24 protein-coding genes and 1 tRNA gene are annotated in these 20,262 nt (G+C 65.7%); 15 read left to right on the top strand and 10 right to left on the bottom strand.

The window, feature by feature from the left end:
* Nucleotides 1-8: 8 nt before the first annotated feature.
* The 4 genes from QZL87_RS14480 to QZL87_RS14465 all read left to right on the top strand — a co-directional run bounded on the left by QZL87_RS14480 (nucleotide 9) and on the right by QZL87_RS14465 (nucleotide 5,363).
* A complete protein-coding gene (locus tag QZL87_RS14480; RefSeq protein WP_295326948.1) occupies nucleotides 9-1,061 on the top strand; it encodes a homocysteine S-methyltransferase family protein in 1,053 nt (350 codons plus the stop codon).
* Complete coding sequence (locus QZL87_RS14475; RefSeq protein ID WP_295326944.1) at nucleotides 1,061-1,585, top strand: N-acetyltransferase; 525 nt, start codon at nucleotides 1,061-1,063, stop codon at nucleotides 1,583-1,585. Before QZL87_RS14480 ends, QZL87_RS14475 begins: the two co-directional genes overlap by 1 nt.
* A 22-nt stretch (nucleotides 1,586-1,607) precedes the next feature.
* Nucleotides 1,608-4,229 (top strand): methionine synthase, encoded by a 2,622-nt coding sequence (gene metH / locus QZL87_RS14470; RefSeq protein WP_295320663.1) that lies wholly within the window; start codon nucleotides 1,608-1,610, stop codon nucleotides 4,227-4,229.
* Between the two features lie 180 nt (nucleotides 4,230-4,409).
* Complete coding sequence (locus QZL87_RS14465) at nucleotides 4,410-5,363, top strand: right-handed parallel beta-helix repeat-containing protein (protein WP_295320661.1); 954 nt, start codon at nucleotides 4,410-4,412, stop codon at nucleotides 5,361-5,363.
* A gap of 116 nt (nucleotides 5,364-5,479) precedes the next feature.
* Here the strand turns inward: QZL87_RS14465 and QZL87_RS14460 are convergent, their stop codons facing one another.
* From QZL87_RS14460 to QZL87_RS14440, 5 genes are all read right to left on the bottom strand, one after another.
* Nucleotides 5,480-5,986, bottom strand: a complete 507-nt coding sequence (locus QZL87_RS14460; protein WP_295320660.1) for a YbjN domain-containing protein — start codon at nucleotides 5,984-5,986, stop codon at nucleotides 5,480-5,482.
* A gap of 129 nt (nucleotides 5,987-6,115) precedes the next feature.
* Entirely contained in the window at nucleotides 6,116-6,466 is a 351-nt protein-coding gene (locus tag QZL87_RS14455) for an accessory factor UbiK family protein (RefSeq protein ID WP_295320658.1), read from the bottom strand.
* A 12-nt stretch (nucleotides 6,467-6,478) separates the two neighbouring features.
* The gene (locus tag QZL87_RS14450; RefSeq protein WP_295320656.1) at nucleotides 6,479-7,054 is read right to left on the bottom strand and encodes a TspO/MBR family protein; all 576 of its coding nucleotides are present in this window, start codon (nucleotides 7,052-7,054) and stop codon (nucleotides 6,479-6,481) included.
* 61 nt (nucleotides 7,055-7,115) lie between these two features.
* Complete coding sequence (locus tag QZL87_RS14445; protein ID WP_295320654.1) at nucleotides 7,116-7,856, bottom strand: TlyA family RNA methyltransferase; 741 nt, start codon at nucleotides 7,854-7,856, stop codon at nucleotides 7,116-7,118.
* Nucleotides 7,856-9,919: a thioredoxin family protein gene (locus QZL87_RS14440; protein WP_295320652.1), complete on the bottom strand. Its 2,064-nt coding sequence runs from the start codon at nucleotides 9,917-9,919 to the stop codon at nucleotides 7,856-7,858. The genes QZL87_RS14445 and QZL87_RS14440 overlap by 1 nt, the downstream gene beginning before the upstream one ends.
* Before the next feature lie 85 nt (nucleotides 9,920-10,004).
* Between QZL87_RS14440 and QZL87_RS14435 the strand changes: the two genes are divergently transcribed.
* Together QZL87_RS14435 and QZL87_RS14430 are read left to right on the top strand one after the other, a co-directional pair.
* Nucleotides 10,005-11,687 (top strand): alkaline phosphatase family protein, encoded by a 1,683-nt coding sequence (locus QZL87_RS14435; RefSeq protein ID WP_295320649.1) that lies wholly within the window; start codon nucleotides 10,005-10,007, stop codon nucleotides 11,685-11,687.
* 19 nt (nucleotides 11,688-11,706) lie between these two features.
* On the top strand, nucleotides 11,707-12,537 hold the full coding sequence (locus QZL87_RS14430) for a pyrroline-5-carboxylate reductase (RefSeq protein ID WP_295320647.1): 831 nt from the start codon (nucleotides 11,707-11,709) through the stop codon (nucleotides 12,535-12,537).
* An 89-nt stretch (nucleotides 12,538-12,626) separates the two neighbouring features.
* Here QZL87_RS14430 and QZL87_RS14425 read toward each other — a convergent pair whose 3' ends face one another.
* Nucleotides 12,627-13,139 (bottom strand): MarR family transcriptional regulator, encoded by a 513-nt coding sequence (locus QZL87_RS14425; RefSeq protein ID WP_295320645.1) that lies wholly within the window; start codon nucleotides 13,137-13,139, stop codon nucleotides 12,627-12,629.
* Between the two features lie 77 nt (nucleotides 13,140-13,216).
* Between QZL87_RS14425 and QZL87_RS14420 the strand changes: the two genes are divergently transcribed.
* The 3 genes from QZL87_RS14420 to QZL87_RS14410 all read left to right on the top strand — a co-directional run bounded on the left by QZL87_RS14420 (nucleotide 13,217) and on the right by QZL87_RS14410 (nucleotide 15,096).
* On the top strand, nucleotides 13,217-14,302 hold the full coding sequence (locus QZL87_RS14420; RefSeq protein WP_295320642.1) for a branched-chain amino acid aminotransferase: 1,086 nt from the start codon (nucleotides 13,217-13,219) through the stop codon (nucleotides 14,300-14,302).
* Nucleotides 14,303-14,360: 58 nt separating this feature from the next.
* Nucleotides 14,361-14,435, top strand: a tRNA-Gln gene (locus QZL87_RS14415).
* A gap of 172 nt (nucleotides 14,436-14,607) precedes the next feature.
* Nucleotides 14,608-15,096, top strand: a complete 489-nt coding sequence (locus QZL87_RS14410; protein WP_295320640.1) for an Arm DNA-binding domain-containing protein — start codon at nucleotides 14,608-14,610, stop codon at nucleotides 15,094-15,096.
* Here QZL87_RS14410 and QZL87_RS14405 read toward each other — a convergent pair.
* Complete coding sequence (locus QZL87_RS14405; protein ID WP_295320637.1) at nucleotides 15,093-15,227, bottom strand: hypothetical protein; 135 nt, start codon at nucleotides 15,225-15,227, stop codon at nucleotides 15,093-15,095. The two genes, QZL87_RS14410 and QZL87_RS14405, sit on opposite strands and share 4 nt — an antisense overlap.
* Here QZL87_RS14405 and QZL87_RS14400 point away from each other — a divergent pair.
* Nucleotides 15,192-15,365 (top strand): nucleotidyltransferase domain-containing protein, encoded by a 174-nt coding sequence (locus tag QZL87_RS14400; RefSeq protein WP_362989366.1) that lies wholly within the window; start codon nucleotides 15,192-15,194, stop codon nucleotides 15,363-15,365. The genes QZL87_RS14405 and QZL87_RS14400 overlap by 36 nt on opposite strands.
* A gap of 82 nt (nucleotides 15,366-15,447) precedes the next feature.
* On the opposite strand, the gene QZL87_RS14395 is transcribed toward QZL87_RS14400, so the two are convergent.
* From QZL87_RS14395 to QZL87_RS14385, 3 genes are all read right to left on the bottom strand, one after another.
* On the bottom strand, nucleotides 15,448-16,581 hold the full coding sequence (locus QZL87_RS14395; protein ID WP_295320635.1) for a glycosidase: 1,134 nt from the start codon (nucleotides 16,579-16,581) through the stop codon (nucleotides 15,448-15,450).
* Nucleotides 16,574-16,858 (bottom strand): hypothetical protein, encoded by a 285-nt coding sequence (locus QZL87_RS14390; protein WP_295320632.1) that lies wholly within the window; start codon nucleotides 16,856-16,858, stop codon nucleotides 16,574-16,576. Before QZL87_RS14390 ends, QZL87_RS14395 begins: the two co-directional genes overlap by 8 nt.
* Before the next feature lie 75 nt (nucleotides 16,859-16,933).
* Entirely contained in the window at nucleotides 16,934-17,689 is a 756-nt protein-coding gene (locus QZL87_RS14385) for an SDR family oxidoreductase (RefSeq protein ID WP_295320629.1), read from the bottom strand.
* Between the two features lie 335 nt (nucleotides 17,690-18,024).
* Between QZL87_RS14385 and QZL87_RS14380 the strand changes: the two genes are divergently transcribed.
* The 5 genes from QZL87_RS14380 (at nucleotide 18,025) to QZL87_RS14360 (ending at nucleotide 20,246) form a co-directional block, all read left to right on the top strand.
* On the top strand, nucleotides 18,025-18,231 hold the full coding sequence (locus tag QZL87_RS14380; RefSeq protein ID WP_295320626.1) for a hypothetical protein: 207 nt from the start codon (nucleotides 18,025-18,027) through the stop codon (nucleotides 18,229-18,231).
* A 31-nt stretch (nucleotides 18,232-18,262) separates the two neighbouring features.
* Nucleotides 18,263-19,051 carry a Crp/Fnr family transcriptional regulator gene (locus tag QZL87_RS14375; RefSeq protein WP_295320624.1) on the top strand — a complete coding sequence of 263 codons (789 nt, stop codon included), beginning with the start codon at nucleotides 18,263-18,265 and terminating at the stop codon, nucleotides 19,049-19,051.
* A 35-nt stretch (nucleotides 19,052-19,086) separates the two neighbouring features.
* Nucleotides 19,087-19,308: a hypothetical protein gene (locus tag QZL87_RS14370; protein WP_295320622.1), complete on the top strand. Its 222-nt coding sequence runs from the start codon at nucleotides 19,087-19,089 to the stop codon at nucleotides 19,306-19,308.
* 180 nt (nucleotides 19,309-19,488) lie between these two features.
* Nucleotides 19,489-19,983: a hemerythrin domain-containing protein gene (locus QZL87_RS14365; protein ID WP_295320620.1), complete on the top strand. Its 495-nt coding sequence runs from the start codon at nucleotides 19,489-19,491 to the stop codon at nucleotides 19,981-19,983.
* A gap of 53 nt (nucleotides 19,984-20,036) precedes the next feature.
* Nucleotides 20,037-20,246 carry a KTSC domain-containing protein gene (locus QZL87_RS14360; protein ID WP_295320618.1) on the top strand — a complete coding sequence of 70 codons (210 nt, stop codon included), beginning with the start codon at nucleotides 20,037-20,039 and terminating at the stop codon, nucleotides 20,244-20,246.
* Nucleotides 20,247-20,262 lie beyond the last annotated feature (16 nt).

The raw sequence follows: 20,262 nt of genomic DNA, 5'->3' as shown, positions 1-20,262 counted from the left end.
ATTTGAAAATGGGGGCACGCGAAGCCCTTGCAGCGGCGGCCAAGGAGCGCATCCTGCTGACCGATGGCGGCTGGGGCACCCAGATTCAGCTCAGGAAGCTGGTCGAAGCCGATTATGCGGGATCGCTGGGCCTGTCTCACGACCAGAAGGGCAACAATGATATTCTCGCGCTGACCCGGCCCGACGTCGTGACCGCGATCGGCGAAGCCTATCTGGCGGCGGGGTCGGACATCGTGTCGACCAACACCTTCAGCGCCAACCGGATCAGCCAGGCCGATTATGGCGCCGAGCATCTGGTCGCCGACATCAACCATGAGAGCGCGCGGCTGGGGCGCGAAGCCGCCGACAAATTTGCGGCGCGCGATGGCCGCCGCCGCTTCGTCGCGGGCGCGGTCGGGCCGACGAACAAGACGCTGTCGCTGTCGCCCGACGTCAACAACCCCGGCTTTCGCGAGATCGACTTCGACGAATTGAAGGACGTCTATCGCGAACAGGTGGTCGCGCTGGCCGAAGGCGGCGCCGATTTCATCCTGATCGAGACGATCTTCGATACGCTCAACGCCAAGGCGGGGATCGCCGCGACGCTGGAGGCCGAAGCGAAGGTCGGGCGCGAACTGCCGCTGATGATCTCGATGACGCTGACCGACCTGTCGGGACGCAACCTGTCGGGGCACACGGTCGAGGCCTTCTGGTATGCGGTGCGCCATGCGAAGCCACTGACGATCGGGCTCAACTGCTCGTTCGGCGCGGCGCAGCTTCGCCCGCATGTGAAAGTGCTGTCGGATCTCGCCGATGCGCTGGTGATGGTCTATCCGAACGCGGGCTTGCCCAACGAGCTCGGCGAATATGACGAATTGCCCGAGACGACCGCGGAACTCGTGCGCGAATGGGCCGAGCACGGACAGGTCAATATCCTCGGCGGCTGCTGCGGCTCGACGCCCGCGCATATCGCGGCGATGGCGAAAGCGATCGACGGCCTCGCGCCGCGGCCTGTCCCCGCCGTTCCGGTGCGCACCCGGCTCGCCGGGCTCGAGCCCTTCACCATGGCGGCGGCTTCGTGATGGGGGAAGGACCGACATGGACGATTCGCGAGGCCGGAGAGGATGATGTCGCTGCGCTCGCCCTGATCGGCGCCGCGACCTTCCTCGAAACCTTCGCCGGCATCCTCGACGGCGCGGCGATCACCGGCCATTGCGCCGCGCAGCATAGCGAGGCCGCCTATCGCGCCTATCTGGCGTCGGGCGCGCGGGCGTGGCTCGCCGAGGCGCAGCCGGGCGGCGCGCCGATTGGCTTCGCGCTCGTCGCCAGCCCCGATCTTGCGGTGGCGGAGGAGGGCGATATCGAGCTCAAGCGCATCTATTCGCTGTCGCGCTTCCACGGCAGCGGTCTCGGCGCCGCGCTGATGCGGGAGGCTATCGCTGCCGCCCAGGGGCATCGCCGCCTGCTCCTCGGCGTCTATGCCCGCAACGAGCGCGCGCTCGCCTTCTACCGCAAGCAGGGCTTCGCCGACCTCGGGACGCGTCGGTTCGACGTCGGGGGCAAGCTCTACGACGACCGCGTCCTCGCCCGCCCGCTCGCTCTCTGATCTCTTTCCCCCGGATCCATCAATGACCGCCTCTCTCTCCTCTTCCAGCTTCGTCAATATCGGCGAGCGCACCAACGTCACGGGTTCCGCGGCGTTCAAGAAACTGATCCTCGCCGATGACTATACGGCGGCGGTCGAAGTCGCGCGCCAGCAGGTCGAAAATGGCGCGCAGGTCATCGACGTCAATATGGACGAAGGCTTGCTCGACGCCGAATATGCGATGACGACCTTTCTGAAGCTCATCGCGGCCGAGCCCGACATCGCGCGCGTGCCGGTGATGATTGACAGCTCGAAATGGGACGTGATCGAGGCGGGGTTGAAATGCGTTCCCGGCAAGCCGATCGTCAATTCGATCAGCATGAAGGAAGGCGAAGAACAGTTTCTGAGCCATGCGAAAAAGTGCATGGCCTATGGCGCCGCGGTCGTGGTCATGGCGTTCGACGAGGTCGGGCAGGCCGATACCAAGGACCGCAAGATCGACATTTGCGAGCGCGCCTACAAGCTGCTCATAACCATCGGCTTCCCGGCCGAGGACATCATCTTCGACCCCAATATCTTCGCGGTGGCGACGGGGCTCGAAGAGCATGACAATTATGCGGTCGACTTCATCGAGGCGGTGAAGGAACTCCGCGTCCGCTGCCCGCACGCGCATTTCTCGGGCGGCCTCTCCAATCTGTCCTTCGGTTTTCGCGGTAACGAGACGGTGCGCCGCGCGATGCACAGCGTTTTTCTCTATCATGCCATTCCGGCCGGACTCGACATGGCGATCGTCAATGCGGGCCAGCTCGACGTCTACGACACGATCGATCCTGAATTGCGCAATGCCTGCGAGGACGTCATCCTCAACCGCAAGGTCGAGGGCGAGGCCGAAAGCCCGACCGAGCGGCTGATCGCGCTCGCCGAACGCTATAAGGGCACCAACGCGGCGCAGGAAAAGGCGGCCGAGGAATGGCGTGGCTGGGCGGTCGAAAAGCGGCTCGAACATGCGCTGGTCAAGGGCATCGACGCCCATATCGTCGACGATACCGAGGAAATGCGCCTTTTGATGCCGCGTCCGATCGAGGTGATCGAAGGGCCGCTGATGGACGGGATGAACGTCGTCGGCGACCTGTTCGGATCGGGCAAGATGTTCCTGCCGCAGGTGGTCAAATCGGCGCGCGTGATGAAGAAGGCGGTCGCGCACCTTCTGCCTTTCATCGAAGCGTCGAAGGAGCCGGGCGCGAAAGGCAAGGGCAAGGTCGTGATGGCGACCGTCAAGGGCGACGTCCACGACATCGGCAAGAATATCGTCGGCGTCGTGCTTCAGTGCAACGGGTTCGAGATCGTCGATCTCGGCGTGATGGTGCCTTGGTCGAAAATACTCGAGGCGGCGAACGAGAATGACGCCGACATGATCGGCCTGTCGGGCCTGATCACCCCCTCGCTCGACGAGATGGTGACGGTGGCCGAGGAGATGCAGCGCGCGGGCATGACGATGCCGCTCCTCATCGGCGGCGCGACGACGTCGAAGGTCCACACCGCGCTCCGCATCGACCCGGCCTATCAGGGCCCGGTGCTCCACGTTCTCGACGCGAGCCGCGCGGTCGGCGTCGCGACGGCGCTCGTCAGCGACACCGGGCGCGATGCCTATGTCCAGGGCTATAAGGAGGATTACGCCCATGTTCGCGACGTGCGCGCGGGCAAGGGGCAGAGCGTGCTGCTCAGCATCGAGGAGGCGCGCGCGAACTATTACGACGCCTATCTCAGCGACAAGCCCGCGCCGCCGTTGCAGCCCGGGCTGCACCGCTTCGACGACTGGTCGCTCGAGGATCTGCGCGAGTGCTTCGACTGGACGCCCTTCTTCCGCGCGTGGGAACTTCACGGCACTTACCCGTCGATCCTCGACGACGAGGTGGTCGGCGAAACCGCGCAGGCATTGAAGGCTGACGCCGACGCGATGCTCGACAGACTGATCGCGGAGAAATGGCTCACCGCGCGCGGCGTCTGCGCCTTCTGGCCCTGCGCGCGCGACGGCGACAGCGTCACGATCCACCTCGCCGACGAGGAACGCCATGTGACGCTCCCCTTCCTGCGCCAGCAGATCAAGAAGAGCCGCGACCGCGCCAATATGTGCCTCGCCGATTTCATCGATCCGGCGGGCGATTGGATCGGCGGCTTCGCGGTCGGCCTCCACGGCATCGAGCCGCACTCGGAGCGTTTCCGCGCCGACAAGGACGATTATTCGGACATCTTGCTGAAGGCGCTCGCGGACCGCTTTGCCGAGGCTTTCGCCGAGCGGCTGCACCAGCATGTCCGCACCGAATTGTGGGGCTATGCGCCCGGCGAGCAACTGACCAACGAGGCGCTGATCAAGGAGCAATATCGCGGCATCCGCCCGGCTCCCGGCTATCCCGCCTGCCCCGATCACAGCCTCAAGCCGATCCTGTTCGACCTGCTCGCGGCGGGTGAAAACGCCGGGCTGGTGCTGACCGAAAGCTTTGCGATGCTGCCGACGGCGGCGGTCAGCGGCTTCTATTTCGGGCATCCCGAAAGCCAGTATTTCGGCGTCGCGCGGATCGGGAGCGATCAGCTCGAGGATTATGCGCAACGCCGCGGGGTCGACCTGGAGACCGCGACGCGCTGGCTGCGGCCCAATCTGGATTGAGACTCGTCGCCCCCGCGAAGGCGGGGGCCGCTGGCAACCTTGCGCAAGGCCGACTGCGGCCCCCGCCTTCGCGGGGGCGACGGTTAATGGACGTGTCCGCGCCTGTCCGAAAGCGGGACAGTCGCGCGATTAACCAGCTTAGCCAACGACTTGCGCCGCGAAAATCGCTATGCGCGGACCATGTTCAAATCGATCCTTCGCCGGCCCCTGCTGCCGCTGCTCGCCCTGCCGTTGCTCTTCGCGTCCGCGCCGCTGCCGGCGCAGACGGGCGGCGCGCCCTACAGCATAGACGGCCGCGGCTTTTCGCGGCTGCAGGATGCGGTCGACGCGATCGGCGAGGGCGAGGGGACGATCCGCATCGCGCCCGGCTATCACCGCGACTGCGCGGTGCAGACCGCCGGACGCATCGCCTTCGTCGCCGCCGAGCCCGGCCGCGCTGTCTTCGACGGCGTGACCTGCGAGGGCAAGGCGGCGCTTGTGCTGCGCGGCGATGGCGCACGCGTCGACGGCGTCGTCTTCCAGAACATGCGCGTCCCCGACGGCAATGGCGCGGGGATCCGGCTCGAAACGAGCGATCTCGACGTCGTCAACGCGATGTTCCGAAACAGCGAGGAAGGCATATTGACCGCCGACGATCCGGAAGCGACTCTGACGATCGACCGTTCGACCTTTTCGCGCCTCGGCCGCTGCGACCGGGGTTTGAGCTGCGCGCACAGCGTCTACACCGGCATCTACGGCCGCGTCGCCGTCACGCGCTCGCGCTTCGAAAAGGGCAGCGGCGGCCATTATCTGAAGACGCGCGCGGTCCAGGTCGACGTTGACGACAACAGCTTCGATGACACGCAGGGGAAGGCGACCAACTATATGATCGACTTGCCCTCGGGTTCGGTCGGTCGGATTACGAACAATCTGTTCGTGCAGGGCCGCGACAAGGAAAATTATTCGGCCTTCATCGCCGTCGCGGCCGAGGAGCGCAAGAATCCGTCGCGCGGCCTCGTCATCGAGGGCAACCGCGCGAGCCTGCCCGCGGGCATCGACCGCCGGTCGGTGTTCGTCGCCGACTGGAGCGGCGAGCCGCTGGTGATCGGGGCGAATGAATTGGGTGCGGGGCTGACGAAGTTCGAGAAGCGGTAAATTCTTTTGTCCAACATCTGCTCGCCCTGAGCTTGTCGAAGGGCCGTTCTTCTTCTCGACGTGGAAAGGAAGGACGGCCCTTCGACAAGCTCAGGGCGAACGGGAAAGAGGCGGGCTCAGGCCTCGCCGCGCGTTTCGATGAGCGAGGCGGCGAGCGCCTCGGCCGGACTCTTGCCGCCCCACAGCACGAACTGGAACACCGGATAGAAGCGTTCGCATTCGTCGATCGCGCTTTCGATCAGCGTCTCGGTCAGGTCGAGCGACAACCCCGCATCGGCGCCGACGAGCATGCCGTGGCGGAAAAGGATGGTGCCGCTGTTCGACCAGAGCTCGAAATGGCCGAGCCAGAGCTGCTCGTTGATCAGCGCGAGCGCCTCGTGCGCCACGGCGCGCTTGTCCTCGACGACGCGGATGTCGGGAAAGGCGAGGAGCTGGATCACCCCGTCGTCGGGGCGCCACACCGCGCGCAATTCATAGGTCGTCCAGCTGCCCTGCGCGGTCGCAACAATCTCGTCCTCGCCGACCATCTCGTGCGGCCAGTCGTGCGCGGCGAAATAGGACGCCAGCATCTCCATCGGCGCTGCGTCCTGGCCGTCATCGTCGTCGTAAAGATCGTCACTCATAGGCGCGGCCTTTAGCGGGTTCCGACCACGCTGGCGAGTCCGGCAGTCACCGTCGCCCCCGCGCAGGCGGGGGCCGCCGGCAACCTTGCGCCACGCCGACAGCGGCCCCCGCCTGCGCGGGGGCGACGCTCATTTTTTGGGCGCAGCCTTGGGAGTGCGCGCCGCGGGCTTGACGGCCGGTTTCGCCGCGGGCTTCGCTGCGGCCGGTTTCGCCGCGGCCTTCGATGCCGCCGCCGGCTTCGTCGCACCCTCGAGCTTGTCGAGCCGCGCTTTCAGCGCTTCGGCTTCGGCGCGCGCGGTGGCGGCCATCTGCTTCACCGCCTCGAACTCCTCGCGGCTGACGAAATCCATGCGGCCGACCCATTCCTTCGCGCGGTCGCGCATCGCGGCTTCGGCTTCGCGTCCGGCGCCCGCGACGGTCCCGGCAATGCCGTTCACCATCTTGGCGAGGTCGTCGAAAAAGCGGTTTTCGCTCTGCATGTCTGATATTCCTTAGTGGGGGTCATCCCCTTGCCTTCTCCCTATCTGGGTGCTGGCGGCGGCGGGGACAAGGGTTTCGGCGGCGGGATTGCGCTGATCGATCTGGAAATTGAGGATCGCGGCGAAGGCGAGCCAGGCCATGTAGGGGACGAGCAGCCACGCCGCCGCCTTGCGGATCGGGGCGAAGGCGAAGGCGGTGGCGATCGTCACCATCAGGATGAAGATGATCAGATAGAGCGCGGTCGTCACCTGATGCTGGCTGAAGAAGAGCGGCGACCAGGCGAAATTGGCGACGAGCTGGACGAAGAAGAGCAGCAGCGCGAAGCCGCGTCCCTTCGCGCCGCGCGCATGGAGGATCATCGCGAGCGACAGGCCGAGGCAGATATAGAGGATCGGCCAGACGGCGGCGAAGACCCAGCCCGGCGGCGTGATCGGTGGCAGGTCGAGCGCGGCGAACCAGCGATTGCCGTAGCCGCTGTTCGACAAGAGGCCCATCAGGCTGCCGATCAGCACGATCGCCGGAACGGTGACGAGCGCCCAGCGCAGATAGGACATGCGAAGCTGGCTCGGCGTTGCGATTTCGGTCATGTCCGCACTATCCCCCATATGCGAATCCATTGCATTTGTGTCGCGATTGTGCGGCGCAGCGTCAAGCGCGACGATTCACTGCCGCGATCAGAAATTCGACATTGCCCTCGGGGCCGGTGATCGGGCTTTCGACGATGTCGGCGACATCCCAGCCTTCGCCGGTCAGCCAATCGCGAACTTCGGCGCACACGCGGGCGTGGACGGCGGCGTCGCGCACGACGCCCTTTTTGCCGACTTCGTGCCGTTCGGCCTCGAACTGCGGCTTGATCAGCGCGACGAGGCGCGCGCCGGGTTTCGCGAAGCCCATCGGCACCGGCAGCACCTTCGACAGCGCGATGAAGCTCGCATCGCAGACGATCAGGTCGACGGGCTCGGGGATATGGTCGGCGGTCAGGATGCGCGCGCTCGTCTGTTCGTGGGCGATGACGCGCGCATCCTGCCGCAGCTTCCACGCGAGCTGGTTGGTGCCTGAATCGACGGCATAGACGCGCGCGGCGCCGCGGCTGAGCAGCACGTCGGTGAAGCCGCCGGTCGATGATCCGACGTCGATCGCGACCGCGCCCGCCACGTCCCAGCCGAGATGGGTGAGCGCATGATCGAGCTTGATCCCGCCGCGCGACACCCACGGATGATCGCGGCCCTTGACGCTGACCTCGGCGTCGTCGGCGATCTGCTGTCCCGCCTTGTCGATCTTGCGGTCGCCGACGAAGGCGAGCCCGGCGAGGATCAGCGCCTGCGCACGCGTCCGGCTCTCGGCGAGACCGCGATCGACGAGCAACTGGTCGGCGCGCTGCTTTGCCATCAGCCGTCCGCCTTGCCGGTGAGCAGGCCCGGGGTCAGGATCTGCGGCAGGATTTCAGGCTTCGTCGCCCCGGGTGCGTACCAAAGATAGAGCGGCACGCTGTTGCGGCCATGCTCGGCAAGCGTGCGCGTGATGACCGGATCGCCGTTCGTCCAGTCGCCGACGAGTGTGACGACCCCCGCCTTGTCGAAGGCTTTTTGCACCGCCTCGCGATCGATCGCACCGGCTTCGTTCGCCTTGCACGACAGGCACCAGTCGGCAGTGAAATAGACGAAGACGGGCTTGCCGGTGGAGCGCGCCTTGACGAGCGCGTCGGGGGAGAAGGTCGAGCCCGCGCCGTCAAAGCTGCGCTCCGCCTCGACAACCTCGGTCACCGTCCCTGCAAGGCTGACGACGAGGAGCAGGCCCGAGGCGATCAACAGCCATGAGCGCCGGTCGCCGCGCTGGATTGAACCGTAATGGGTCAGCAGGACCAGCGCCATCGCGACGGCAAGGCTGGGCCAGAGAAGCTGCTCGCCGCTGCCGAGCTGGCGCCACAGCAACCATGCCAGCGCGAGCGTGGTGAGGCCCATCGGCAGCGCCATCCATTTGCGGAAGCGGTCCATCCATGGACCCGGCTTGGGCAGGCGGCGGCGCAAGGCGGGGACGAAACCGATGGCGAGGAAGGGCAGGGCGAGCCCGAGGCCCAATCCGCCGAAGATCGGCAGTGCCGCCCATGCGGGCAGAACCAGCGTCGCGCCCAGCGCCGCGCCGAGCAACGGCCCGCTGCACGGGGTGGCGACGAAGGCGGCGAGCGCGCCGGTCCAGAAGCCGCCCGCCGCGCCGCCCTTTTCGGCGAGTGCTTGTCCACCGCCGAACGACGGCAATTCATAATATCCGAGCAGATTGAGCGTGATCGCGAGCGCGAGGATCAGCAGCGCGAGCACGCTGACCGGATGCTGCAACTGAAAGGCCCAGCCGACCTGTTCGCCCGCCGCGCGGAGTGCGAGCAACGCGCCGCCGAGCAGCAGCGCGGTGATGACCGCGCCGGCGGTGTAGGCGAGCGCCTCGACCTTGGCGGTCCTTGCGTCGCCGCCCGACCGCGCGAGACTGAGCGCCTTGAGACTGAGGATCGGAAAGACGCAGGGCATCAGGTTGAGGATCAGCCCGCCGAGGATCGCGCCGCCGAGCGCGGTCCAGAACAGCGTCCCGTCGATCCCGTCCGCGGGGCCGGCGATCGCCTCGCCCGCGGCGGGCACGGTGCCGGGCTCGAGCTTAAGCGACAGGCCGCGCCCGCCGCCGAGCTTCAGCAGCGCCGACACCGGCCCGGCCTTCTCGCCCTTGGCACGCGTTTCGACGATGATCTGATCGCCGTTACGGCTGAACTGCTGGGGTGCGGCGTAATCGACGACATCCTGCGTCTCGACGAACAGATGCGGGGTATCGACCGTGGTGCTGGCGGGCAGGGGAACGGCGAAGCGCACCATGTCGCCGCGCCGTTCCCATGCGCCGTGGCGGTCGAGCGGCTGCGGAAGCAGCGCGCGCCAACCGTCGAAGCGCGCGCGCGATGCTTCGGAAACCGTCCCGTCGCCTGCTTTCAGCGCGACCGAGATCACCGCCTTTTCGGGCACGCACACCTTGTCGGTGCAGGCGAGCCAGTTGGCGACGCCCGACAGTGTCAGGTCGGTGCCCGGCGCGATGCTCTTGTCGATCTGTACCTCGGCGAGCAGCGCATAGGGATGCTCGTAGACATGGTTCATCATGCCGAAGAGGATCAGCGCATCGGGAACGGGGTAGCGGAAGGGAGCGATCGTCACTCCCTCGGGCGCGTTCCATTCGACCGACAGGCCGAAGCCCGCGTCGCCGCCATTGACCCAATAGCCGTGCCACGTCTTGTCGGGCGTCATGGTCAGCGCCAGCGTCGTCGCGCTGCCGGGCGCGGGAGCTGCCGATTCGGCGACGAGTTTCGGCTGGATATGCGTCGATTGCGCGTGCGCGGGACCGAATGCGGCGAGGATCAGCGCCAGCACGGCGAGCAGTGCGCGCCCGATGCGTGTCACAAAAGCCTCACTCAGCAAATTCATGGCCCGTCCGCAGCTGTTGATCGTTCGAAGGCTTGCCATATAGGCGGCTTTCGTCGAGAGGACAGCCCGCGCTGACATACCTCTTATGGAGAAGCCGCCCGTGAAGCTGAAATCGCTGTCCGCTACCCTCGCCGCCGCGCTGTGCCTTGCCGCCGCCGGAAACGGTCTCGCGCAGGATGCGCCGCCGCCGGTGCAGAAGGTGACGGCGGCCACCCCGGCGCCGAAACTGATCGTGATGATCGCGGTCGACCAGTTTTCGGCCGACCTGTTCGCCGAATATCGCGGCCGCTTCACCGGCGGTCTCGCGCGCCTCGCTTCGGGTATCGTCTTCCCGTCAGGCTATCAGGCGCATGGCGCGACCGAAACCTGCCCCGGCCATTCGACGATCCTGACCGGCAACCATCCGGCGCACACGGGCATCGTCGCCAATCATTATTTCGATCTGTCGGCGGCGCGCGAGGACAAGCGCATCTATTGCGCCGAGGACGAAACCGTCGCGGACACCAGTTCGGGCGGCGGCAAATATGCGCCGTCGGTGAACCATCTGCTGGTCCCGACGCTCGGCGACCTGATGAAGGCGCGCGATCCGAAGGCGCAGGTCGTCTCGGTGTCGGGCAAGGACCGTTCGGCGATCATGATGGGCGGACGCCGGGCGGACGAGCTGATGTGGCTCGTGCCCACCGGCCTCACCAGCTATCGCGGCACCACGCTGTCGCCGACCGCGCAGCAGGCGAGCGCCGCGATCGCTGCCGCGATCGGCCAGGCGCGCCCCGCGCTGACGCTGCCCGCCGACTGCGCGCCGCACGACATCGCGATCCCGCTCGACAAGGGCGGCTCGGTCGGTACCGGCCGGATGGCGCGCGATGCGGGCGACTTCCGCCGCTTCATGGCCTCGCCCGAGGCCGACGGGGCGGTGCTCGCGACCGCCGCCGCGCTCCGTCAGGCACGCAAGATGGGCGAAGGCGACAGCACTGACCTCCTCATCGTCGGCCTGTCGGCGACCGACTATGTCGGGCACAGCACCGGCACCGAAGGCAGCGAGATGTGTATCCAGATGGCGGGGCTCGACCGCGAGCTCGGCGATTTCTTCACGCGGCTCGACGCGACCGGGATCGACTATGTCGTCGCGCTGACCGCCGACCATGGCGGCCATGATTTGCCCGAGCGCAACCGCCAGAACGCCTGGCCCGATGCGCAGCGTGTCGACAAGGCGCTCGATCCCGAAGCGATCGGCAAGGCGGTCGCCGAAAAGCTCGGCCTGCCGCAGCCCATTCTGTATGGCGACGGCGGCGATTATTATTTCGCCAAGACGCTGACCGCGGCGCAGCGCAAGGCGGCGCTCGCCGAGCTGCTGCCGCGCCTGCGCGCGCATCCGCAGATCGAGGCGGTGGTGACGCGCGAGGAATTGGGCGCGCATCCGATTTCGAAGCGCGCACCCGATACATGGACGCTGATGGACAAACTCAGCGCCTCCTATAATCCGCAGCGGTCGGGCGACTTCATCATCGCGCTGAAGCCGCGAGTTACGCCGATCCCCGAATCGGGTGTCGGCTATGTCGCGACGCACGGCTCGGTGTGGGATTACGACCGCCGCGTGCCGATCCTCTTCTGGCGCAAGGGGATGGCCGCGTTCGAACAGCCCAATGCGGTGATGACGGTGGACATCATGCCGACGCTCGCGTCGCTGATCGGCTTGACCGTGGATGCAAACAAGATCGATGGCCGCTGCCTCGACCTGATCTCGGGTCCCGAAAGCAGCTGCCGGTAACAAAGAAGAACCAGGGACCATGACGAAGAGTTTGAAGAATTTTGCCGGCCGGATGCTGCTGGTGGGATGCGGCAATATGGCGGGCGCGATGCTGGGTCGCTGGCTGAAAGCGGGGCTCGATCCGGCCGCGGTTGCCATCGTCGACCCATTCGCTGCGCCGCGCGAGGGCATCGCGCAATTCGCCTCGCTCGCCGAATGGCTCGGCTCCGGCGGCGGCGCCGAGTGGATCATGCTGGGCATGAAGCCGCAGCAACTCGGCGACGTGGCGAGCGAGCTTGCCGAGGTCGTGACGGGCGAAACCCATCTCCTGTCGATTCTGGCGGGCGTTTCGCTCGCCGACCTCGCGGCGCGCTTTCCGGCGGCGCGAGCACAGGTCCGCATCCTGCCCAACCTCGCCGCGCGCATCGGCGCCGGCGTGTCGGCGGTCGCCAGCCACGGAAGCGCCGACGAGGCGGCGATCGCCAGCCTGCTCGATCCGCTCGGCACGGTCGTCGCGCTCCCCGACGATACGACGATGGATCTGGTCACTGCCTTCACCGGCAGCGGCCCCGCGTTCGTCTTTCGCCTGATCGAATCCTATGCGGCGGCCGGCGAGCGGCTCGGCCTGTCGGCCGAGGACGCGCTGAAGCTCGCGACCGCGACTTTCGGCGGCGCGACCGCGCTGCTCGCCGACAGCGGCGAAAAGCCCGGCACATTGATCGCGCAGGTCGCGAGCAAGGGCGGCACGACGCAGGCGGGGCTCGACATACTCGACAGCGACGGCCAGCTCGCCGCGCTGCTCACCAACGTGCTGCGCGCGGCGCGCGATCGCGGGCGCGAGCTGGCGGACATCGCGCGCGGCGAGGGATAAAATAGTCGTCGCCCCCGCGAAGGCGGGGGCCGCTGGCAGCCTTGCGCCACATCGATAGCGGCCCCCGCCTGCGCGGGGGCGACGCTTTTTCAACCCGCGTCCTTCCCCAACTCCGCGATCCGGCGCCGTTCGCGCGGCGGGACGAGCGCCTCACTGACCTGCCAGAATCCGGTCACCGCCTGCTGTCCCGCATGGGTATAGGCGCGGCTCATCGTATCGCGCAGCGCCGCGAATATCTCGCGCTCCGCCGTGCGGCCGGCGTCGGTCAGGCGCAGTTCCTTCGCGCGCCGGTCGCGGTTGCCCGGCCGCGTCGTCAGATAGTCGCGCGCTTCGAGTTCCTTCACCACCCGTCCGAGCGACTGTTTGGTGATGCCCAGCAAGGCGAGCAGATCCGAAATCGTCAGCCCCGGTTGCCGCGCGATGAAATAGAGCGCGCGGTAATGCGCGCGCCCCAGCGCCTTTTCGGCGAGCCGCGCGTCGATCGCGCGCCAGAGCGAGGCGTGCGCGAAAAAGAGGAATTCGATGCCGCGACGCACCTCCTCTTCGCGCAAGAAAAGAGCAGAAGCGGCGGGAACTTGTGAAAGAAAATTTTCATCCGGCATAGTCGCTACCGTTGCGCGCCGGGCCGCTCTTTGGCAAGAGGCGCGCTCCCGAAACCAGCAACCAAAGGTGTTTTCGCATGTCCGCTCCCGCCTTCACCCATCTCCCGCATCCCAATCCGGCGGCGGACGATGTACGGGCGGCGGCGATTGCGGATCCGCTTTTCGGACGCGTCTTCACCGACCATATGGTGTCGATCCGCTACTCGGACGAAAAGGGCTGGCACGACGCGCAAGTGATGCCGCGCGGCCCGCTGACGCTCGATCCCGCGACCGCGGTGCTCCATTATGCGCAGGAAATCTTCGAGGGGTTGAAGGCCTACCGCCTCGACGACGGGTCGATGGCGCTGTTCCGCGTCGAGGCCAATGCCGCGCGCTTCAACGCGAGCGCGCGCCGCATGGCGATGGCCGAACTGCCCGAGGAGATGTTCATCGCGGCGGTGAAGGAAGCGGTCGCGGCCGACGCCAAATGGTTCCCGCCCGTCGACGGCGGTGCGCTCTATCTCCGCCCCTTCATGTTCGCGAGCGAGGTGTTCCTCGGCGTCAAGCCGGCGTCCGAATATCAGTTCCTCGTCATCACCTCGCCGGTCGGCAATTATTTCAAATCGGGCGCGCCCGCGATCTCGCTCTGGGTGTCGGAGGATTATACGCGCGCCGCACCCGGCGGCACCGGCGCCGCCAAATGCGGAGGCAATTATGCCTCCAGCCTCGTCGCGCAGCGCGAGGCGATCGCCAAGGGGCACGACCAGGTCGTCTTCCTCGATGCCGCCGAGCATCGCTGGATCGAGGAACTGGGGGGCATGAACATGTTCTTCGTGTTCGACGACGGCAGCATCGTCACCCCGCCGCTGACCGGCACGATCCTGCCCGGCATCACCCGCGACGCGATCATCACGCTCGCGAAGGACGCGGGCCTGACGGTGCGCGAGGAGCCCTATGCGATCGACCAATGGCAGAGCGATGCGGAGAGCGGCCGCCTGACCGAAAGCTTCGCCTGCGGCACCGCCGCGGTGGTGACCCCGGTCGGCAAGGTGACGCGCGGCGAGGCAAGCTTCACGATCGGCGCGGGCGGCCCGGGGCAGGTCACCGAAATGCTCAAGGGCAAGCTCGTCGACATCCAGCGCGGCCGCGCCGCCGACCCGCATGGCTGGGTCATGCGGCTCTGATCCGGCCCGCCTTGCATTAGGCGCCGACGCGCTATAGAGCGCGCGTCGCACCGGCCGTTGGGGCGTAGCCAAGCGGTAAGGCAGCGGTTTTTGGTACCGCCATGCGCAGGTTCGAATCCTGCCGCCCCAGCCAGCCGGTGCCCTTGATTCGGCTCTAAGGAGTTGAAATCAAGGAGAAAGCGTGACGCGCGATCGAACGAGTAGTTGGACCGGGTTTGACTCGGTTAGACCGGTTTGGACGGCGCTTGACCCGCGATTTGTCCCCATGATTTTTTGCTTCCGGGGAACCGACCAAGGAGTCGGCAATGGCAGGGAATAAGACATTTACACCCGCGTCGATCGACGCCCATTGCAAGGGCAGGCTTTACGATCCCCGCACGCCGGGACTCATGATCGAGGTCATGCCCAGTGGTAAGAAGCTCTGGAAATACGAACGTCGCGTGACCGGAGACGGAACGAAGGTCTGGCTTTCCTTCGGACAGTTTCCCGCACGTTCGATGTCGGATGCCCGTCAGTGGGCGGACGTAGATTATGAAACCGCCGAGGCGATGCTCAATCATCTCAAGGCCGGGATGGAGCGCATCTATGACGGCTACGAACTGGAAACTGAAATGGCCGCGTGGTTCCGGAAATGGGAGAATGAAATTGTCCGCATAGCGCGCAAGGCCGGTATCGCCGACCGGCTTGAGGTTCCGAAACCCGCGCGGTCTCGTCGCACCAAGCCGCACATAACTTCTCGTCGCGGTAAGTCACGGCCGATTGTGCGTAAGCAGGTCGTCAACGTGCATGGTTAGATGATGCAGCGGACGTCCAGATTCTGCTCGAGGAGTTCGCGAAGGCGACGGGCGGAAGCACCGCCGACCATCGTCGCAACGGCCGCGTTCTCAAGATCATCCTCTTCGGTTCCTACGCGCGCGGCAAACATGTCGTCGATCCGATGGGCCGCTATTTCTCGGACTATGACCTGCTCGTCATCGTCGATCACGAGGATTTGACCGACGCATCCAAATATTGGTACGAGGCGGAAGACCGGATGGTTTCGCCCGGATCGGGACCTACATGAAATATGAGCTGAAATTCGTCGCCGACCTACCGTCGCCGATGGGCAATGTTGACGACCGCCGGCGACCATGAGCCATAATAGATCAAGCAGATCCGATGGAGAAATGCGCTTTCGGAACATGCGTGATCCGGCAAGCGAGGTCGGCTTCGCCTGACGCCACGATATAATGATCGCCGCCGTCGGCGATGCCAGTCGTGAAGACGACGTCGCGGACATAGAGCCTGTCTTCGAGCGGGCGCGTGAGTTCGGGCGCGGCTTCCAGCAGCGGTTCGGGTGCAGTGTGGATCAGCTTCGATGGGTCGTCGCGGTCGAGCAGCGACCAGTAGGTGCGGTAGATGCCGACGATCTCCTTCGGCTCGACGCCGTGCCAGAGCGTGAGCCAGCCGTCATCGGTGAGAATGGGCGGCGTACCGCCACCCATGCGCGCGTTCGCGACGGTCGCGGCATGGGGGCGCAGGCCGGGCGCCCGGTGCGGCTTCCAGTGGAGTGCATCGGGCGAGGTCGCGAGGTTGATCGAGGGGCCCGCGCGCCATTCGGACCCCGGCGGGTAGGTGAAATAAAGGTCACCGAGGGGGCGGGTCTGAGCCCAATATTGTCCATCGATACGCCCTTCGAAGATCAGCATGTCCTTGTTCTGATGGTCGAGTACGATGTCCTCGAATTGCCAGTCGAGGCCGTTCGTCGAGCTATAGAGCGTCGTCGAATGCCGCTCTGGGCTGACCGAGCAGGTCGTCATCAGCCAGCGGTCCGCGACGCGGCTGATCCGCGCATCCTCGACGCCATAGCATTGAAAATCCGCATGCGGAGCGACGGCGCAATCATAATGGACCGCGACGACGTCGAGTCCGTCCTCCGACAGCTCGACCGGCAGAATCCAAGATAGCGAGGTCAGCGCCATCACGCGCCACGCGCCGCCGCGGACGAGGAACTTGCGCGGGTCGGCGGTATCGCAAAGGTCGAGCGGCCAGGCGTCCAGCAGGTAGCGCCCGCTCGCCCATCGGATGCAATGGACATGGCCGCCCGCAACCGGATCGCGCAGCGCCTCGGCGACGCGCACCATCATCAGCAGATGGCCGCCGGGCAGCCGGGTCAGGCCCGGGTTGAACGCGCCGAGCACATAGGTTTCGGCGGCGAAATGCCCCGCGAGCGGCGAGCGCGACAGGTCGACATCGTCGGGGCCGAAGACGAGGCGGTCGACGGCGAAAGGTTCAGCCATCGGAAATCGTCTCGTCTTCGATCGCCGCGGTGATCATGCGGTCCCATATCGCGGCGTCGCCCGCCGCGACCATGCGGCCGCTGGGCTCGCGGAGCGTGCGCAGCACGGCGAGCGCGGCGTCGCTATATTCGGGCCAACTGTCGTCGACCGCGCGCGCGGCCGAGGTGAGGTCGCCTTCGGCGTTCCGGCTGAGCGCATGGCCCGCGAGCACGCGCGCAATGCGTTCGACGGGAGCGGTTTCCGCCGCATCCAGAAGTTCTTCACGCTTATCGGACATCGTTCGTCTCCTTGTTCGTTCTGGTGACGCTCCCGGCGGCGCGATGTTTGAGAGCGGATGCCTGGACCGGAACGGTCAGGGGTGGTCGAGCCGCGTCTCGACGCGGATGAGCGAAACCGCGGTGCGGCGCGGCTGGGTGAGCATGAAGTGCGCCGCCACGGCGATATCCTCGGCGCGCAGCATCTTGTCGGCATGGATCAGCTCGCGCTGCTTTTCCGGCGGAAATTCGGGGTATTGGAAGTCGGCGCCAGTAAAGCCGGGTTCGATCAATCCGACCTTGATGTCGTCCTCGGCGAGTTCCTTGCGAAAGGATGCGGCGAATCCCTGAATGCCCGCCTTGGCGGCGACGTAGATCGAACTGCCGGGGGTTTTCGACACCGCCGACATCGACCCGATGAAGATGATGTCGCCGCCCGCGCCCATCCGCCGCGCGGCTTCCTGCGCGCAGACGAGATAGGCGGTAAGGTCGGTTTCGAGCTGGTAGCGCGTTTCGCTCTCGCCGCTTTCGGCGAGCGCCGACGCGGGGATCGCGGCGTTGATCACCGCGATGTCGAGACCGCCCAGATAGGCCCCGGCCGCTTCGAAAAAGCCATCGACGTCTTCGGCGATCGAAAGGTCGACGTTGATGCCGTCGCCATAGCCGACCTCGGCGATCCGCTCCAACGCGTCATCCAGATGTTCGGGCGTGCGCCCGCAGACGAAAACCTTGACCCCATGGCTCGCGAGCAGGACGGCGATCGCGCGTCCGATACCGGTGGTTCCGCCGGTGACGACGGCGCGGCGTCCGCTAAGATCGGGCCGTTCGGTATGGGCGTCCTTCTCGTCGATCACGGCCGGCTCCTGCGGCACCCACCCCGCTGACCGACGATTCGGGCTGCGCGAAGTTCCGGACGCCGATCCGGCACGCGGCTTCTTTTTCGGGAATCGTGATGCAGGTTAACGGTCGCGCCGACGGACGGCAGGCCGGCGCCGATCCATCGCGTAAACATGATCCATGTTAGCGCGCAGGTGCGCAGGGCCGTGTAGGACTCGATCTCGACGGCTGCGGTTCCACCCTGATCGGCTTTTCGTGGTTTCGGCTCAATGCCGCAGTCCCGTTAATGCGGTCAGCCGATCATCCAAGCCGAGAGCCAGGTAGCACTTGCTCCCGACGAAGGAGCACTGCCATGCGTGCCTTTCATCTGATCATCAGCGATACCGAAGCGACGGAACCGCGGCGGATCGACTTTCACGCCGAAGGTCCCGACCATGCGTTTCAGATCGCGCGCAACGAAAACCAGGGCGTGGACGTTGCCCTGTGGGAAGGTCGGCACTTGCTGGCCCGCATGACGAAAACCGAAGCCAACGTCTGGAAACTGCACCCCCTCGACTGACGGGTGCCGACCGGCGCCAAGCGAGGATGATGTGCCGAGCGACGTCACGCCCTTGTCGCGGTGGATGGACCAGCACCGCCGGCAAATGGAACTGGGGCCGCTGAGCATCCTGATACGGAAATTGCTCAGCCACAGCCCCTTGTCGACTGCCGATCAGCAAGCGATCGCGGCGTTGCCGCACCATATCAAGCGCCTGCCGCCGGGCGGTTCGATCCTGCGCGAAGGCGACCAGGCCGAGGTCTGTCCGATTCTTCTCGATGGCTTCGCCTATCGCCAGAAAGTCGCATCGGACGGCGGCCGGCAGATCGTCGCGCTGAAATTGCCCGGCGACGCGCTCGACCTGCAATCGCTCTATCTGCACAAGGCGGATCATGACATCCGCGCCTTGACCCCGGCCGAATTCGCGCTGGTGCCGCTGGTGGCGCTCGAACGGCTCACGATGGCGCGACCCGCCGTCGCGCGCGCCGTGCTGATCGACATATTGATCGAATCCTCGATCAGCCGCGAATGGCTGCTCAATATCGGCCGGCGCAATGCGCTGTCGCGGCTCGCGCACCTGCTTTGCGAACTTCACGACCGGGTCAGCGACATCGCGACCGAGACGAGCACGAATTTCGAGGTGCCGCTGACGCAGGAGCAACTCGCCGACCTGCTTGGCCTGACGCCGGTGCATGTGAACCGGATGATCCGGCAGCTCGAAAAAATGGGAGCGATCGGCCGGCCGTCGCGATCGCTGACGATCCTGCATTTTTCGAACCTCGCCAAAATTTCAAGCTTTTCGTCGGCTTATCTGCATCGAAACAATATCTCGCGGGTTTGAACGGGCGGTCCGCGCAACAAGCCGGGAGTATTTCAATGCCCCATTATTACTTCAACACGACCAACGGGTCGCCGCATGTCGACGACGCCGGGATGGACCTTCCCGACCTCTATGCCGCGCGGCGCGAGGCGGTTCGCTATGGCGGAAATCTGCTCAGCGACGATCCCGAGATGGTGATGCAGGATAATGGCCTTCGTATCGACGTGGTCGACGAAGCCGGCAGCCCATGCTTCGCGATTCGGGTGGTGATCGAATAGCGGAGCCGCGGCCGCGGTTCACGGCGCGGCGGCGATCATCGGCCGGAAAAAGGACCGTCATAACCTGGATTAATTTCACCCACTATTTTCGCGATTTGCTGTCTTGCCGCGCCGGATGTCTGCAACTTCCGGGGGAAGATATTCATTTAAATCGCATGGGGGCACAGGAAAGGGACTGCAATGAAATCCAGCGATACCGACGCGACGCACATCCTTGCCGCCGACCACCGTGCGGTCGAAGCCCTGTTCGAGGAATTCGAGAAGGCGAGCGGCAGCGACCGCAAGGCGAAGATCGCCGACCGCATCTGCACCGAACTCAAGATCCATGCCCAGATCGAGGAAGAGGTCTTCTACCCGGCGCTCAAGGGCATGATCGACGACGACCTCCTGAAGGAGGCCTATGTCGAGCATGACGGCGCGAAGCTGCTGATCAACGACATCGTCGCATCGGGTCCGGACGACGAATATTTCGAGGCAAAGGTCACCGTGCTGTCCGAAGAGATCAAGCATCATGTGAAGGAAGAAGAGAAACAGCACGACAATATGTTCCAGCAGGCGCGCGCGGCGGGCGTCGATCTCGACGCGCTCGGCGAACGGTTGCTGGCGCGCAAGGAAGAGCTGAAGCGTCGGGCGGAGACGGCGGGGCTGCCGCCCGCCGAACTCGTGACGATGTAGCGGGCACGGGAGCCGCCGCTCCGATGCGCACATGCCGGATCGACCGGTCGTCGATGATCGATCGCGCCGCGTTCGACGCGGACGCTTCGATCCTCTGCATCCGCTTTCGGGACAGCGGCTCCTATTTCTATTTCGACGTCCCCGAGGCGCTGTTCGATGGCTTGTGCAACGCGGCATCCGCGGGCGCTTTTTTCAACGATCGGATCAAGGATCGCTTTCGTTGCGAGCGCGATCCCGAGCGTCGGCGCTATCGTCCGGATTGACAAGGGGGGAGGAGTG

The sequence above is a fragment of the uncultured Sphingopyxis sp. genome, from assembly GCF_900078365.1.
Lineage (GTDB): Bacteria > Pseudomonadota > Alphaproteobacteria > Sphingomonadales > Sphingomonadaceae > Sphingopyxis.
The sequence above is the reverse complement of the archived record's forward strand: the minus strand, read 5'-3'. Positions and strand labels throughout refer to the sequence as shown.

What these genes read in the sequence shown, in the direction of transcription:
- QZL87_RS14410 (WP_295320640.1), top strand. Translation starts at nt 14,608, where the DNA reads ATGGCAGGGAATAAGACATTTACACCCGCGTCGATCGACGCCCATTGC.
- QZL87_RS14370 (WP_295320622.1), top strand. Translation starts at nt 19,087, where the DNA reads ATGCCCCATTATTACTTCAACACGACCAACGGGTCGCCGCATGTCGAC.
- QZL87_RS14460 (WP_295320660.1), bottom strand. Translation starts at nt 5,986, where the DNA reads ATGAGTGACGATCTTTACGACGACGATGACGGCCAGGACGCAGCGCCG.
- QZL87_RS14450 (WP_295320656.1), bottom strand. Translation starts at nt 7,054, where the DNA reads ATGACCGAAATCGCAACGCCGAGCCAGCTTCGCATGTCCTATCTGCGC.
- QZL87_RS14455 (WP_295320658.1), bottom strand. Translation starts at nt 6,466, where the DNA reads ATGCAGAGCGAAAACCGCTTTTTCGACGACCTCGCCAAGATGGTGAAC.
- QZL87_RS14395 (WP_295320635.1), bottom strand. Translation starts at nt 16,581, where the DNA reads ATGGCTGAACCTTTCGCCGTCGACCGCCTCGTCTTCGGCCCCGACGAT.
- QZL87_RS14425 (WP_295320645.1), bottom strand. Translation starts at nt 13,139, where the DNA reads ATGCCGGATGAAAATTTTCTTTCACAAGTTCCCGCCGCTTCTGCTCTT.
- QZL87_RS14430 (WP_295320647.1), top strand. Translation starts at nt 11,707, where the DNA reads ATGACGAAGAGTTTGAAGAATTTTGCCGGCCGGATGCTGCTGGTGGGA.
- QZL87_RS14390 (WP_295320632.1), bottom strand. Translation starts at nt 16,858, where the DNA reads ATGTCCGATAAGCGTGAAGAACTTCTGGATGCGGCGGAAACCGCTCCC.
- QZL87_RS14420 (WP_295320642.1), top strand. Translation starts at nt 13,217, where the DNA reads ATGTCCGCTCCCGCCTTCACCCATCTCCCGCATCCCAATCCGGCGGCG.
- QZL87_RS14380 (WP_295320626.1), top strand. Translation starts at nt 18,025, where the DNA reads ATGCGTGCCTTTCATCTGATCATCAGCGATACCGAAGCGACGGAACCG.
- metH (WP_295320663.1), top strand. Translation starts at nt 1,608, where the DNA reads ATGACCGCCTCTCTCTCCTCTTCCAGCTTCGTCAATATCGGCGAGCGC.
- QZL87_RS14405 (WP_295320637.1), bottom strand. Translation starts at nt 15,227, where the DNA reads ATGTTTGCCGCGCGCGTAGGAACCGAAGAGGATGATCTTGAGAACGCG.
- QZL87_RS14465 (WP_295320661.1), top strand. Translation starts at nt 4,410, where the DNA reads ATGTTCAAATCGATCCTTCGCCGGCCCCTGCTGCCGCTGCTCGCCCTG.
- QZL87_RS14480 (WP_295326948.1), top strand. Translation starts at nt 9, where the DNA reads ATGGGGGCACGCGAAGCCCTTGCAGCGGCGGCCAAGGAGCGCATCCTG.
- QZL87_RS14435 (WP_295320649.1), top strand. Translation starts at nt 10,005, where the DNA reads ATGGAGAAGCCGCCCGTGAAGCTGAAATCGCTGTCCGCTACCCTCGCC.
- QZL87_RS14360 (WP_295320618.1), top strand. Translation starts at nt 20,037, where the DNA reads ATGATCGATCGCGCCGCGTTCGACGCGGACGCTTCGATCCTCTGCATC.
- QZL87_RS14475 (WP_295326944.1), top strand. Translation starts at nt 1,061, where the DNA reads ATGGGGGAAGGACCGACATGGACGATTCGCGAGGCCGGAGAGGATGAT.
- QZL87_RS14365 (WP_295320620.1), top strand. Translation starts at nt 19,489, where the DNA reads ATGAAATCCAGCGATACCGACGCGACGCACATCCTTGCCGCCGACCAC.
- QZL87_RS14445 (WP_295320654.1), bottom strand. Translation starts at nt 7,856, where the DNA reads ATGGCAAAGCAGCGCGCCGACCAGTTGCTCGTCGATCGCGGTCTCGCC.
- QZL87_RS14440 (WP_295320652.1), bottom strand. Translation starts at nt 9,919, where the DNA reads ATGAATTTGCTGAGTGAGGCTTTTGTGACACGCATCGGGCGCGCACTG.